Annotated in this window: 15 protein-coding genes; 3 read left to right on the plus strand and 12 right to left on the minus strand. The window is 63.7% G+C overall.

The window, feature by feature from the left end:
- Positions 1-51: 51 nt before the first annotated feature.
- The 9 genes from ABR948_RS09080 to ABR948_RS09120 form a co-directional block, all read right to left on the minus strand.
- Positions 52-411 carry a DUF4189 domain-containing protein gene (locus ABR948_RS09080; RefSeq protein WP_428116194.1) on the minus strand — a complete coding sequence of 120 codons (360 nt, stop codon included), beginning with the start codon at positions 409-411 and terminating at the stop codon, positions 52-54.
- Positions 412-549: 138 nt separating this feature from the next.
- On the minus strand, positions 550-2,154 hold the full coding sequence (locus ABR948_RS09085) for an NTP transferase domain-containing protein (RefSeq protein WP_428116123.1): 1,605 nt from the start codon (positions 2,152-2,154) through the stop codon (positions 550-552).
- Positions 2,151-2,843 (minus strand): XdhC family protein, encoded by a 693-nt coding sequence (locus tag ABR948_RS09090; RefSeq protein ID WP_428116125.1) that lies wholly within the window; start codon positions 2,841-2,843, stop codon positions 2,151-2,153. Before ABR948_RS09090 ends, ABR948_RS09085 begins: the two co-directional genes overlap by 4 nt.
- Positions 2,844-2,845: 2 nt before the next feature.
- Positions 2,846-3,169, minus strand: a complete 324-nt coding sequence (locus tag ABR948_RS09095) for an XdhC family protein (RefSeq protein WP_428116128.1) — start codon at positions 3,167-3,169, stop codon at positions 2,846-2,848.
- Positions 3,170-3,180: 11 nt separating this feature from the next.
- Complete coding sequence (locus ABR948_RS09100) at positions 3,181-4,380, minus strand: vWA domain-containing protein (protein WP_428116131.1); 1,200 nt, start codon at positions 4,378-4,380, stop codon at positions 3,181-3,183.
- Between the two features lie 140 nt (positions 4,381-4,520).
- A complete protein-coding gene (locus ABR948_RS09105) occupies positions 4,521-5,426 on the minus strand; it encodes an AAA family ATPase (protein ID WP_428116133.1) in 906 nt (301 codons plus the stop codon).
- Between the two features lie 66 nt (positions 5,427-5,492).
- Positions 5,493-6,299, minus strand: coding sequence for an FAD binding domain-containing protein (locus ABR948_RS09110; RefSeq protein WP_428116136.1), 807 nt, complete (start codon positions 6,297-6,299; stop codon positions 5,493-5,495).
- A gap of 33 nt (positions 6,300-6,332) precedes the next feature.
- Positions 6,333-6,818: a (2Fe-2S)-binding protein gene (locus ABR948_RS09115; RefSeq protein WP_428116139.1), complete on the minus strand. Its 486-nt coding sequence runs from the start codon at positions 6,816-6,818 to the stop codon at positions 6,333-6,335.
- Positions 6,819-6,958: 140 nt separating this feature from the next.
- Positions 6,959-7,408 (minus strand): SRPBCC family protein, encoded by a 450-nt coding sequence (locus ABR948_RS09120; protein WP_428116140.1) that lies wholly within the window; start codon positions 7,406-7,408, stop codon positions 6,959-6,961.
- A gap of 247 nt (positions 7,409-7,655) precedes the next feature.
- Here ABR948_RS09120 and ABR948_RS09125 point away from each other — a divergent pair, with 247 nt between their 5' ends.
- The 3 genes from ABR948_RS09125 (at position 7,656) to ABR948_RS09135 (ending at position 10,516) form a co-directional block, all read left to right on the plus strand.
- The gene (locus ABR948_RS09125; RefSeq protein ID WP_428116143.1) at positions 7,656-9,014 is read left to right on the plus strand and encodes a 3-carboxy-cis,cis-muconate cycloisomerase; all 1,359 of its coding nucleotides are present in this window, start codon (positions 7,656-7,658) and stop codon (positions 9,012-9,014) included.
- A gap of 126 nt (positions 9,015-9,140) precedes the next feature.
- Entirely contained in the window at positions 9,141-9,923 is a 783-nt protein-coding gene (gene pcaD, locus ABR948_RS09130) for a 3-oxoadipate enol-lactonase (protein ID WP_428116144.1), read from the plus strand.
- A 200-nt stretch (positions 9,924-10,123) separates the two neighbouring features.
- Positions 10,124-10,516, plus strand: a complete 393-nt coding sequence (locus tag ABR948_RS09135) for a carboxymuconolactone decarboxylase family protein (protein ID WP_428116147.1) — start codon at positions 10,124-10,126, stop codon at positions 10,514-10,516.
- Here the strand turns inward: ABR948_RS09135 and ABR948_RS09140 are convergent.
- The 3 genes from ABR948_RS09140 to ABR948_RS09150 all read right to left on the minus strand — a co-directional run bounded on the left by ABR948_RS09140 (position 10,485) and on the right by ABR948_RS09150 (position 12,681).
- Complete coding sequence (locus ABR948_RS09140) at positions 10,485-10,997, minus strand: hypothetical protein (protein ID WP_428116149.1); 513 nt, start codon at positions 10,995-10,997, stop codon at positions 10,485-10,487. The genes ABR948_RS09135 and ABR948_RS09140 overlap by 32 nt on opposite strands.
- A gap of 221 nt (positions 10,998-11,218) precedes the next feature.
- Positions 11,219-12,262 carry an SMP-30/gluconolactonase/LRE family protein gene (locus ABR948_RS09145; RefSeq protein WP_428116152.1) on the minus strand — a complete coding sequence of 348 codons (1,044 nt, stop codon included), beginning with the start codon at positions 12,260-12,262 and terminating at the stop codon, positions 11,219-11,221.
- A 248-nt stretch (positions 12,263-12,510) separates the two neighbouring features.
- Positions 12,511-12,681, minus strand: a complete 171-nt coding sequence (locus tag ABR948_RS09150) for a hypothetical protein (protein WP_428116154.1) — start codon at positions 12,679-12,681, stop codon at positions 12,511-12,513.
- Positions 12,682-12,710 lie beyond the last annotated feature (29 nt).

Genomic DNA, 12,710 nt, shown 5'->3' on the forward strand with positions numbered 1-12,710 from the left:
GATGTGCCCTGCACATCCAGGGTTCGATGCTACCCGAAATGACGGAGGATCCTACCCCTTGGCGTCGCAGGCCCAGGCGCGGATCACGCATTCCTTGCCGCCGAACTCGTAGCACTTGCGCGTGGCGGCATTGAGCGAACTCGATATCCTGGGCTTGACCGCGTAGCCGTGGGCACCGCAGGGATTGGTCATGTCGACCGCGAAGGCCGCGCAGGCACGCTTCATGGTCACCGTCGTGGCGCAATCGCCCTTGCATTGCTTGCGCGCCGCAGCCAGAGCGTCCGCCTCACCGGCATAATCATAGGCCTGGCCATAGGCGCCGCATTTACCGATCGCGAACGCACCCGCGGCCCATGATTCGGTGACGAATCGCGTCCCGGCCAGTGCCAAAGTCAGAACAAAAACAAACATCGCGCGGCGTTGCGCCGCAGTCGAAAACGTCAAGATCCACTCCCCCGAGCCCACAAGTCCGGCGCAAATCTAGGGGGAGGACGTTTCCACTTGGTGAACGCACGATTGAAAAGCGAGCGTTAGGTATCGAGGACGGCTTCACCCTCGCCGCGCCGCCTCCAGCGCCTGCGGCGTATCAATATCGAGAAACGCGCCAAAGCCCTCGACCGCAACCTCCGCCACCGCTGCGCTGTGGCGCGCGATCAAATGACGGGCGCCGATATCGCCGTCGAGCGTCATCAATTCGTTGAAGAAGCGGCGCGACCACAGCACCGGATTGCCGCGCCGGTTGTCGCTGACGGGCACTGCGATCAAATTGCCGCGATCGGGCGCGAACGCTTCGATCAGCCGGTCGATCAGATGCGCCGAGATCAGCGGCATGTCGCCAAGACAGATCACCGCGCCGTCGGCGTCGCTGGCGACCGCTGCGATGCCGGCCTTGACGGAGCTGGCGAGACCCTCGGCGAAATCGGGGTTGCGAACGAATTTCACGTTGAGGCCGTGCAAGGCTTTCTCGACCTGCTCGGCCTGATGGCCGGTGACGACGATCACCCCCTGGGCTTTCGAGGCCAGCGCCTGCTCGGTCACGATCCGGACCAGCGTCTTGCCCCCGAGTTCAGCCAACAGCTTGTTGGGGCCGCCCATCCGGGTCGAGCGTCCGGCCGCCAGAATGATCGCGGCCACGTTGCGGTTGCCGTCGGTCGCGAGATTCGCCCGCGGCTGCGGCCGGGTCACGATTTCCATCAATAGTCCGCCGACACCCATGATCGTGAGTTCGCTGCGCGTGACCTTGAGCCCCGCCAACAGGCGGGTCAGCACCCAATCGAAGCCGTTCTCCACCGGGGAGCGCGCGCAGCCGGGCGCGCCCAATATCGGCACACCGCCGGCATTGCCGATCAGCAGCAGGTTGCCGGGATCGACCGGCATGCCGAAATGCTCGATGGCGCCACCGATGCCGGTGACAGCCGCCGGAATGACATCGCGCCGGTCGGCGATGGCGGAGGCGCCGAACACAATCACAAGCTCGGCACCGAGACCGAGCAATTCCCTGATCGCGGCCGCCAGCGCCGCCTCATCATGCGGCACCCGGCGCTCCGTCATGATGGTGGCGCCGGCCGGGGCCAGCCGCTCCGCGGTAACCCGCAAGGTCTTTTCCACCACCTTTGGCGCCAGACCCGGCAGCAGGGTCGAGATGATGCCGACGCGCTTGACGGTATAGGGCGCGATCCGCATCGCGCCGCCGCTGGCCGCAGCCACTGCGGCATCGCGCAGCCTGGCCTCGACCCCGAACGGAATGAGTTTCACGGTCGCGATCATCTCGCCTTCGACCACCGGCTTGTAAGCCGCCAGGGTCGCGAAGGTGATGGCTTCATCGACGCTGTTGATGCGATCGACCGCCGCGCGGTCCACCACCAGCACGCCGGCCCTGGCCGCGAACAGATTGGCGCGACCGGTGAAGGCGCGCTCGACATTGATGCCCTCGCCGGCCACCGCCTGCGCGATACTGGCCGCCGCGACATCCTCGGAGACATCCCCGTCTTCGAGCCGCACCACGACGATTTCCTTGACGCCGGCGCGGGTCAGCGCCTCGACCTCGGCGGGACCGATCGTGGTGCCCTTCTTGAGCACCAGCGCGCCCTGGCGCAGGGTATGAACGGTGACGCCGCCGATTGCGTCCGCCGGACTGGCGGGACCGAATTTCATACAGCACTTTCTTTCGGCAACCGCAGCTGCGCGGTGATCTCGGCCATGATCGACACCGCGATCTCGGACGGCGATACCGCCCCGATATTCAGGCCGATCGGCGCGTGGATGCGCGCAATATCGGCATCCGTGGCGCCTTGCGCCTTGAGACGTTCGCCGCGCTTGGCATGGGTCTTTCGCGAGCCCAGCGCACCGATATAGAAGCAGTCGCGCTCGAAAGCGTGCAGCAAGGCCGGATCGTCGATCTTGGGATCGTGCGTCACCGCGACGAACGCCGTGTAATGATCGACATTGAGCGGCGGCAGCGCCACGTCAGGCCATTCGGCGATCAGCGGCACATCGGGAAATCGCTCCGGGCTGGCAAAGGCGGTGCGCGGATCCACCACCGTCACGTCATAATCCAACGAACGCGCCAGCGGCGCCAACGCCTGACTGATATGGACCGCGCCGATGATCACAAGCCGCGCGGTCGGCGCATAGACATTGAGGAACAGTTTTTTGCCGCCGGCCTCGACCGAGCCGCTCTTGCCCAGGCGCAACTGTTTCGCCAGTTCGGCGCGCAGGGGATCGGCGGCGAAATCGGCGGCCTTCACCAGCCGCTGTTCGCCATTGGCGGTATCCGTGACGACAATCACCGGCCGCCGCGCCGCGCGTTCGGTATTGAGCTCCGTTAGCGTCTGAAGCTTCACGGTTAACCGACTTTCTCGACAAACACGCGGATGGTGCCGCCACAAGACAGGCCGACGTTCCAGGCGGTCTCGTCGGCCACACCGAATTCAAGCATTTTGGGCTGGCCGCTGGCGATCACGTCGAGCGCCTCGGTGACCACGGCCCCTTCGACGCAGCCGCCGGACACCGAGCCCAGAAATGTGCCGTCATCGTTGATCACAAGGCTCGATCCGGCCGGCCGCGGCGCCGAGCCCCAGGTCTCGACCACGGTCGCCAGGGCGACACCATGACCGGCCTTCTGCCAGTCCTCAGCCGCCTTGAGAATGTCTTGGTCGCGATTGAGCATGGGAGCCTCTTTCAAGCTGCGGGGCGGGTGTGGCTGACGTGACGCGGCGGCGACGCCGAGGAAAGTGCCGCAATCAGTCCCTCGATTGAACTCAAATTATGTACCGGGCGGAATTCGTCAACGTGCGGCAGCATCATTTTGATGCCATGCGCCTTGGCCTCGAAGCCATCATAGCGCAACAGCGGGTTAAGCCAGATCAGGCGGCGGCAAGACCGGTGCAGGCGGTCCATCTCGAACGCCAGTCTGGCGTCAGCCTCGCGCTCCAGCCCGTCGGAAATCAACAGCACGATGGCACCCTGCCCGAGCACCCGCCGGCCCCAGAGCTTGTTGAACGTGTGCAGCGAGGTGGCGATCCGGGTACCGCCAGCCCAGTCTTCCACGCTCAGGGAACAGCTGGCCAGGGCCTCGTCGGGGTCCCGGGCCCGCAGCGCCCGCGTCACATTGGTCAGCCTCGTGCCGAACAGAAACACCGAAACGCGCTTGCGGGCATCGGTAATGGCATGCAGGAAGTGCAGAAACAGCCTGGTATATTCACTCATCGAGCCGGATATATCGAGCAGCGCCACGATCGGCGCCGGCTTGTCGATCCGCCCCAGGCGGTGGATATCGATGATGTCGCCGCCGGTGCGCAGACTGCCTCGCAGCGTACGGCGCAGGTCCAGCCGCAAGCCCCGCTTATCCGGCTGGTAGCGGCGGGTGTGCAATTCGGCCTGCGGTAGCTTCATCTGCGCGATGGCGCGGGTCACGGCGGCGATTTCGGCCGCGCTCATCTGCGCGAAATCCTTTTTCTGCAGCACTTCCTTGTCGGAGACCGAGAGCCGCAGTTCCTGCTCCTGGGCCTGCGGCGTCTCATTCATTTGCGGCTGCGACAACGCTTCCTGAACCCGGCGCGAGGCCGGCGGCGGCTTCTTCCTGGCGTTATCCGGCAACGGCACCGAATCCAGCATCTGCTTCCAGTCTTCGGCGGCACGGAAGAACAGATCGAAGGCCTGCGCGAAAACCAGCGCGTGCTCGTGGCGCTTGACGAAGATGGCCTCCAGCGTGGTGAAGACGTCGGCGCGGTTGCCGATCTCGATCACCTGCAGCGCGTTCAGGGCATCGATAACGGCGCCTGGCCCGACCGGAATCCCGGCCGCGCGCAACGCCCGGGCGAAGCCGACGACGTTGTCCGAGATCAGGCCGGATGGTGGCGCAGCAGTCGACGTGGTCATTGTTACCCTCGTCATTCCGGGGCGCGCGGAGCGCGAACCCGGAATCTGGACGTTGTCTCGAGCCTATCATGCCGAGATTCCGCGATGTACAATCGCACACCTGAGGTTCGCGCCTAAGCGGCGCGCCCCGGAATGACGATTTATTCGCTTGTCGTTTCCTTCAACACCTTCTGCAGCGTGTCGCCCTGCATTCGCACGATGTCATCCTGATATTTCAACAACGCGCCGAGCGTGTCGCCGACCACCTGCGGGGTCAGCGAGCGGGCGTCGAGTTCGGTCAGCGCGGTGGCCCAGTCGATGGTTTCGGCGACCCCCGGCGACTTGTAGAAATCCTGATCGCGCAGCGCCTGCACAAAGCGCACGACCTGCTGCGACAATTTTTCGGAAATTCCGGGCACGCGCGATTTGACGATGGCGAGCTCGCGCTCGGCACTGGGATAATCCACCCAGTGATAGAGGCAGCGGCGCTTCAGCGCGTCGTGGATTTCACGGGTGCGGTTCGAGGTGACGATGACGATCGGCGGCTGTGGCGCTTTCACCGTGCCGAGTTCGGGAATGGTGACCTGGAAGTCGGAGAGAATTTCCAGGAGGTAGGCCTCGAAGGCTTCGTCGGCGCGATCGAGTTCGTCGATCAGCAGCACCGGCGCGCCGCCGACATCCGGCTCCAGCGCCTGCAACAGCGGCCGCTTGATCAGATAGCGCTCGGCGAAAATGTCTGACGACAACTGGTCGCGATCGGTATCGCCGGCGGCTTCCGCGAGCCTGATCGCGATCATTTGCGCCGCACTGTTCCATTCATAGACCGCGGAGGCGACGTCGAGACCCTCATAGCACTGCAGCCGGATCAGCTTGCGCCCGAGTGCGGCCGACAGCACCTTGGCGATTTCGGTCTTGCCGACACCGGCCTCGCCTTCCAGAAACAGCGGCCGGCCCATGCGCAGCGACAGATACGTTACCGTCGCCAGCGAACGCTCGGCGAGATAACCGCGCGAGGTCAGAAGCTCGAGCATCGCATCGACGGAGGTAGGCAGCGCCTGTTCACTCATGGGCGATGCTCTCATGGAAACACTGTCTCGATGCGCCAGGAACTGGCAATGCAGGACTTCGCAATGTCAGGCTTTGCCGGTCGCGGCTTCGACGGCGCGGCGCGCCAGTACCGAGATCAGATGCGCGCGATATTCGGCACTGCCGTGCAGGTCGCTGTTCAGGCCCGCGGCCGGCACCGTCAAGCCATCGAGCGCTTTCGGCGAAAATCGCTTCTTCAAGGCTTCTTCGAAGGCAGTGACGCGGAACACGCCGTCCGAGCCGGCGCCGGTAACGGCGACGCGCACATCCGACGGACGCTTGGCGACAAACACCCCGACCAGCGCATAGCGCGAGGCCTGGTTGCGGAACTTGATGTAGGCCGCCTTCTTCGGCAGCGGGAACATCACCTTGGTGATGATCTCGTCGCTCTCGAGCGCGGTCGTGAACAGACCCTGGAAGAACTCCTCGGGCTTCAGGCGGCGCTTGTTGGTGACGATGGTGGCGCCGAGCGCCAGGCAGGCCGCGGGATAGTCGGCGGTCGGATCGTTGTTGGCGAGCGAGCCGCCGATGGTGCCCTTGTGGCGCACCGCGGGGTCGCCAATCATACCGGCCAGTTCGGCCAGTGCCGGGATCGCCTCGCCGACAACGGCCGAATTGGCCACCTCGGCGTGTCTGGCGGTGGCGCCGATCACAAGGGAGCGGCCCTTCATCTCAATGCCGCCGAGCCCTTCGATGTGCGAGAGGTCGACCAGATGCGGCGGGCTTGCGAGCCGCTGCTTCATGACGGGCAACAAGGTATGGCCGCCGGCGATCACCTTGGCGTCCTCGTTCTTGATCAGGAGATTGGCGGCCTGCCGCACCGTCGCCGGGCGATGATATTTGAATTCGTACATGAGGTGTCCTTGATCGCCGTGCGCTGATATCCGTTACGCGAGATCGGAATTCGCCATCGCCTTGGCACCCGCCGCGATCGACTGAACGATATTCTGATATCCGGTACAGCGGCACAGATTGCCTTCGAGCTCCTCGCGGATCGTATGGTCACTGAGATCGTGGCCTTTGCGGTGGACCATGTCGACCGCGGTCATGATCATGCCCGGCGTGCAGAAGCCGCATTGCAGGCCATGATGCTCGCGGAACGCTTCCTGCATCGGATGCAGCGGTCCGCCGTCGGCGGCGAGGCCCTCGATGGTCTTGACCTCGTGCCCGTCGGCCATCACCGCGAGCGTGGTGCAGGATTTCACCGCCTTGCCATCGAGATGCACGACACAGGCGCCGCATTGCGAGGTGTCGCAGCCGACATGGGTGCCGGTCAGCCGCAGATTCTCGCGCAGGAACTGCACCAGCAGCGTGCGAGGGTCGATATTGGCATTGACGGGATTGCCGTTCACAATAAGGGAGATCTTGGCCATTCAGCACTCTCTTTTGCCGTACCGTCGCATATCGGCGGCACAGTCAATAAAATCATTCCAGCGCCATAATATGGGCCATCCCGGCAATGAGCAACCTTATCGCGGCGGCCCGATATGACTTAGCCGGGACTTCAGCGCGTTCAGGAGCCCTGCACCGCCTTGGCAAAATTCGCGAAAAACTCGTCGGCCAGTTTCTTGGCCGAGCCGTTGATCAGCCGCTGCCCGAGCTGGGCCAGCTTGCCGCCGATCTGAGCCTCAACATCATAGGTCAACAGCGTGCCGCCGTCCTTCTCCGCCAGCGCTACCGTCGCGCCCCCCTTGGCGAAGCCGGCGACCCCGCCCTCGCCTTCACCTGAAATCTTGTAACCGTTCGGCGGGTCGAGATCGCTCAGCGTAACCCGGCCCTTGAAGCGGGCGGACACCGGCCCGACCTTCATCTTGGCGACCGCGCGGAAACCATTGTCCTCGGTTTTCTCCAGCTCCTCGCATCCCGGGATGCACGCCTTGAGCACTTCCGGATCGTTCAATTTGGTCCACACAGCCTCGCGCGGCGCCGCCAGCTGGACTTCGCCGTTCATGGTCATGGCCATGGTGATACCTCCTCGATCGCTTACACTCTTGCCCCAAGTAAAGCACGGCAGCCCCAAAAGAAAGGGGATCCGTCGACGAGGAGCGATGCATATTCGCAGCGCAACAGGCCTGCGCCGATGCTTCGGGTGAGCCCTTGGCGCAAGTCCTTGCTTCAAGTCCTTGGGGCAGTTCTTTAGGGCAAGTCTTTGGGGGCAAGTCTTGGGGGGATTGGCAGAGGCCGGCGGGGATGGTTAGGTCGCGCGCATCATGAGTACCTCGCTTTCGCCCCTGCTCGCCCCCATGCTGTCGAGCGCCGCCATGCGCGCCGTCTGCGACGACGTGGCGTGCCTGCAAAACATGCTCGATTTTGAAGCAGCCCTGGCGCGCGCCGAGGCCGCAGCAGGCGTGATTCCGGCCGGCGCGGCAGAGCCGATCGCGAAAGCCTGCAAGGCCGAGCTGTTCGATCTGGCCGCCCTGGCGCAGGCCGCGACGCGTTCCGGCAATCTCGCGATCCCGCTTGTCAAGGCGTTGACCGCTGACGTCGCCAAGGCTGACGTCGAGGCGGCGCGCTATGTGCATTGGGGGGCCACCAGCCAGGACGTCATCGACACCGCGGGGATGCTGACCCTGCGCGCGGGCATCGATGCGCTGCTCGCGGATATCGGTCGCGCCATTGCCGGCTTTGCTGCCCTGGCGCGGCGGCATCGCAACACCGCGGTAGTGGCGCGCACCTGGCTGCAGCATGCGCTGCCGATGCCATTCGGCCTCAAGCTCGCCGAATATGCCGCAGCTTTGCATCGCTCGCGCCTGCGATTGCAACGACTGCGCCATGAAACTCTGGCGCTGCAGTTCGGCGGCGCCGCCGGCACCCTGGCCGCGCTCGGCGACAACGGATTGCTGGTCGCGGAACGACTGGCGCGGGAGCTCGAACTGCCACTGCCGGATGCGCCGTGGCACACCCATCGCGACCGCGTCGCGGAGGCCGCTTCGGTTTTTGCCATCCTGGCGGGAACATGCGGCAAGATCGCCCGCGACGTCCAGCTGATGATGCAGACCGATGTCGCCGAGGCATTCGAACCCTCGGGCGAAGGCCGCGGCGGCTCTTCCACCATGCCGCACAAGCGCAACCCCGTCGCCGCCGCGACCGCGCTGGCCGCAGCGATCATGGCGCCGAACCTGGCGGCGACGATTTTCGCGGCCCAGGTCGGGGATCACGAGCGCAGCGCCGGGCCATGGCATGCGGAATGGCCGACCCTGCCGGGCTTGCTGCTCGTCACCTCGGGCGCGCTGGCCGCCATTGTGGACATCGCCGAGGGCCTCGAAGTCGATGCCGCGCGGATGCGGGTCAATCTCGACGCCACCCATGGGCTGATCATGGCCGAGGCGGTCGCGATGGCGCTGGCGGAAAAGATCGGCAAGAGCGAGGCCCATCATCTGGTGGAGGCCGCGAGCAAGAAGGCCGCCGCCGGGAAAGAATACCTGCGCGACGTGCTGGCCGGCGATACCAGGGTCACCGCGCATCTGAGTACCGAGAGACTGACAAAATTGTTCGAGCCGATGGCCTATCAGGGCGTCTCGCAGGCCCTGATCGATCGCCTGCTCGCCTCACTCGACGAAAACTCGTGAGATGTCATTGCCGGGCTTGACCCGGCAATCCATCTTCTTGATTAGATTCCTTTTAGATCGATGCGCGGATCTCTAGCGCGAAGACACGCTTCGCGCTTTAGTCCGCGCATGACGAGGGGACATAAAATGCCAATGATCGATGCCGACGGTTGCCTGCTCAACGTATCCGTCGAGGGCCGCGACGGCGGGCCCACTCTGATGCTGTCGAATTCGCTGGGTGCGACGATGCAGATGTGGGAGCCGCAGATGGCGGCGCTGACGCAGATCTTTCGCGTGATCCGTTACGACCGGCGCGGCCATGGCAAATCGGGCGTGCCGCCCGGTCCCTATTCGATGGAACGCTTCGGCCGCGACGTGCTGGCGATCCTCGACGATCTCAACATCCAGAAGACGCATTGGTGCGGGCTCTCGATGGGCGGCATGGTCGGACAATGGCTGGGCGCCAACGCGCCGGAGCGCTTCGGCAAACTCATTCTCGCCAACACCGCCTGCTACTATCCGGATCCGACCAACTGGCTCAACCGCATCAAGGCGGTGAAGGAAGGCGGCGTTGCTTCGGTGGCCGACACCGTGATCGCCGCCTGGCTGACGGCGGATTTCCGCGAGCGCGAACCGCAGATCACGGCGAACCTGAAGGCCATGATGATCGCGACCCCGCCGCAAGGCTATATCGCCTGCTGCGAAGCGCTCAGCACGCTCGATCAGCGCGACTTGTTGCCCAAAATCAAAAGCCCGACGCTGGTGATCGCCGGCCGCCACGACATGTCGACACCGGTCGCGGCCGGCGAGTACATCCGCAGCCAGATCCCCGGCGCGGCGCTTACGATTCTCGACGCCGCGCATATTTCCAATGTCGAGCAGCCGCACGCTTTCACCGACGCGGTGGTCGGTTTCCTGACGCAACGCTAGAAGACCGAACTCAGACTCACCTCTCCCTAGGGAGAGGCATAGGCCGCCTTCCGCGGCCGTTCTCAAAATGACGCCGAAGCAATGCTTCGGCTACGGCGCAGCGACGGGTGAGGGGTTACAGTCTACCGATAGACCGTACCCCCTCACCCCCAACCCTCTCCCCATGGGAGAGGGAGCGGACCAACCGAGTGGAGAAACTGATGGACGACCAACAACGCCGCGACGACGGCATGGCCCAGCGCCGCAAGGTGCTCGGCGACGCCTGGGTCGATAAATCGATCGCCAACAAGAATTCGTTCAACGCCGACTTCATCGACCTGATCACGCGCCATGCCTGGGGCGAAATCTGGACCCGGCCGCATTTCGATCATCGCACCCGGCGCGTGCTGGTGATCGGCACCATGGTCGCGCTCGGCCAATGGGACGAATTCCGCCTCCACGTCCGCGCCGCGCTGTCGGAAGGCGACTTCACGCCCGACGATATCAAGGAAATCCTGCTGCAGCAGGCGATCTATTGCGGCGTCCCCGCGGCCAACCATGCCATCAAGGAAGCGTCAGCGATTATTGGGGAGTTGGGACTGCTGAAGGGATAGATCGCTCGAGATCGCCGGCAGGTGGTCGAACGGGCCGCTCCACCAGCAGTACGATCGCGGTGCCGAGCAGCATCAGGAGTTCGGTCGCATGCAGCCGCATCGCTTCGGGCTCGCCGACCTGCGATGCCATGATCATGCTCGCAAAACTGATCACGCTGCCGATCGCCAGCGCCATCCCCAGCGCTTCATCGCAACCACCGGTCTTGCGGATCGCGGCGCGGGTGATGAAAACCAGGAAAATCGCGAAAAACGCAACGACGGTGAGCCGGCCCAATGCCAACAACCACGCGAAGCGCACCGTGGTCATCGCCGCCAGGTGCAGATGATCGCTGGCGAACAATCCCATCGAGATATTCGGGCGCTCATACAGGCCGTGGATCGGTGAAATCATGATCCGGAGCGCGATGATGGTCCAGGTCGGAATGAAATAGGCCGCCAGCAGCGCCCCGTTGAATGAACTGATCCGCCAGTTTGTCGACATGTCGCTTCCCGCTTGTCCGCAAGCTCGTACCCGGAGCCACGGCATCTGGAGCGACGTAACGCGCTTAAACTGCGACGGGCAATTTAAACCCTTTGTTTACCTTAATGGCCGCGCCAAGCGGCTTTGGTTCCAGGATTTGGCCGATCGGGAACCCAAATCTCGCCGATGGCCGCGCCAAAGCGCGGCCATCGGGAGGACGACCGGAATTCGTCGGGCAGAATTTAGACGGCCCCTCTCGCTTCGACATATAAAGCGTAGAGCGAATGACAGCTGGCCATGAACAGGCGGTTCTTCTTGGGCCCACCGAACACCAGATTGGGGCAGCGCTCGGGAAGATGGATGAAGCCAATGGCTTTGCCGGAGGGATTAAAGACCTTCACGCCGTCCAGTTCCTCCGGCTTGGCCGATGGCGAGCCATTGCTGCCCCAGCCGCACCAAAGGTTGCCGTCGGTGTCGACCCTGAAGCCGTCGAGTGCGCCGGGCCCGTCGGCGTCAATCAATTTTGTCTTGTTGGACAGCGTGCTGCCGTCGGCGCCAACGTCAAAGGCCCAGATCAGCCGGTTTGGCTGCGCCCGCGATTCAATGATGTAGAGCTTCTTTTCATCCGGCGAGAACGCCAGCCCGTTCGGGCCCGCAAGTTCCGCGGTGACAAGCCCGAGCTTGCCGTCGGGGGCAATGCGATACACCGAATGCGGCAATTCCGGCGTCGCCTTGTCACCCTCCCATTCTCCGGAAATACCGAATGGCGGGTCGGTAAACCAGATCGAGCCATCGGACTTGCACACGATGTCGTTGGGCGAGTTCAGACGCTTGCCGTTGAAGCTGTCGGCCAGCACGGTGATGGTGCCGTCGTATTCGGTGCGCGTCACGCGACGGGTCAGATGTTCGCAGGAAATCAGCCGCCCCTGGCGGTCGCGCGCATTGCCGTTGGCGAAATTGGACGGTTGCCGAAACACCCCCCAATGACCGGTGACTTCGTCATATCGCATGATGCGATTGTTCGGGATGTCGCTGACCAACACATAACGGCCATCCCCGAACCAGACCGGCCCCTCCGCCCATCGCATTCCCGTGCCGACTTGTTCGAGGGTGCTGCTGAACAAGCGGTATTTGGCGAAACTCGGATCAAGGATCTCGACGGCGGCGTCGGGATAGCGCTGGTTCGGCTTGAAGTCGAACGACTGGGCGCTGGCGCGCTGCGGCAAGGCTAATGCGGTCGCAGCGGCCCCTGCGGTCGCGATCATATCCCGGCGAGTCATGTTCATCGGCTTTTCTCCCTGATATCGCGCGGTCGTTGAACCGATCGACGGTGGAATCCGTCGATCCGGCATTGCCGCTTACCTAAACCGTAGAGGAGGTTCCCAGTCAGGTCCAGATTGGATCCGCGAGTTTAATTTCGAAGTAAGCCTCTGAAAGAAAACAAGAAAGACATAATTTGAGGACTACCCCCGCCGCAAAGAAAAGTCCCGCCTTTCGGCGGGACCTTCCTGCTTTCACTTAACTCGGGACCGAACTAGCGACCGCCCTTACCCTGCTGATCGGGTTTCTGGCCCTGACGGTTCGGATCTTGCTGCTGCTGTCCGGGCTTCTGGCCAGCGCCCTGCTGCTGACCGGGCTTCTGGCCCGGATTCTGGTTCTGCTGGCCTGGGTTCTGCTGGCCCGGATTCTGGTTCTGATTGGACATCGGGATCTCCCTTGTTGAATGTCGCGAGA

It is taken from the genome of Bradyrhizobium sp., assembly GCF_050014615.1.
Taxonomy (GTDB): Bacteria; Pseudomonadota; Alphaproteobacteria; order Rhizobiales; family Xanthobacteraceae; genus Bradyrhizobium.

Bases quoted from the DNA above. Each gene is read 5' to 3' on its own strand.
- ABR948_RS09110 (WP_428116136.1), bottom strand. From the start codon at position 6,299: ATGTACGAATTCAAATATCATCGCCCGGCGACGGTGCGGCAGGCCGCC.
- ABR948_RS09085 (WP_428116123.1), bottom strand. From the start codon at position 2,154: ATGAAATTCGGTCCCGCCAGTCCGGCGGACGCAATCGGCGGCGTCACC.
- ABR948_RS09145 (WP_428116152.1), bottom strand. From the start codon at position 12,262: ATGAACATGACTCGCCGGGATATGATCGCGACCGCAGGGGCCGCTGCG.
- ABR948_RS09125 (WP_428116143.1), top strand. From the start codon at position 7,656: ATGAGTACCTCGCTTTCGCCCCTGCTCGCCCCCATGCTGTCGAGCGCC.
- pcaD (WP_428116144.1), top strand. From the start codon at position 9,141: ATGCCAATGATCGATGCCGACGGTTGCCTGCTCAACGTATCCGTCGAG.
- ABR948_RS09105 (WP_428116133.1), bottom strand. From the start codon at position 5,426: ATGAGTGAACAGGCGCTGCCTACCTCCGTCGATGCGATGCTCGAGCTT.
- ABR948_RS09100 (WP_428116131.1), bottom strand. From the start codon at position 4,380: ATGACCACGTCGACTGCTGCGCCACCATCCGGCCTGATCTCGGACAAC.
- ABR948_RS09095 (WP_428116128.1), bottom strand. From the start codon at position 3,169: ATGCTCAATCGCGACCAAGACATTCTCAAGGCGGCTGAGGACTGGCAG.
- ABR948_RS09115 (WP_428116139.1), bottom strand. From the start codon at position 6,818: ATGGCCAAGATCTCCCTTATTGTGAACGGCAATCCCGTCAATGCCAAT.
- ABR948_RS09150 (WP_428116154.1), bottom strand. From the start codon at position 12,681: ATGTCCAATCAGAACCAGAATCCGGGCCAGCAGAACCCAGGCCAGCAG.
- ABR948_RS09135 (WP_428116147.1), top strand. From the start codon at position 10,124: ATGGACGACCAACAACGCCGCGACGACGGCATGGCCCAGCGCCGCAAG.
- ABR948_RS09080 (WP_428116194.1), bottom strand. From the start codon at position 411: ATGTTTGTTTTTGTTCTGACTTTGGCACTGGCCGGGACGCGATTCGTC.
- ABR948_RS09120 (WP_428116140.1), bottom strand. From the start codon at position 7,408: ATGGCCATGACCATGAACGGCGAAGTCCAGCTGGCGGCGCCGCGCGAG.
- ABR948_RS09140 (WP_428116149.1), bottom strand. From the start codon at position 10,997: ATGTCGACAAACTGGCGGATCAGTTCATTCAACGGGGCGCTGCTGGCG.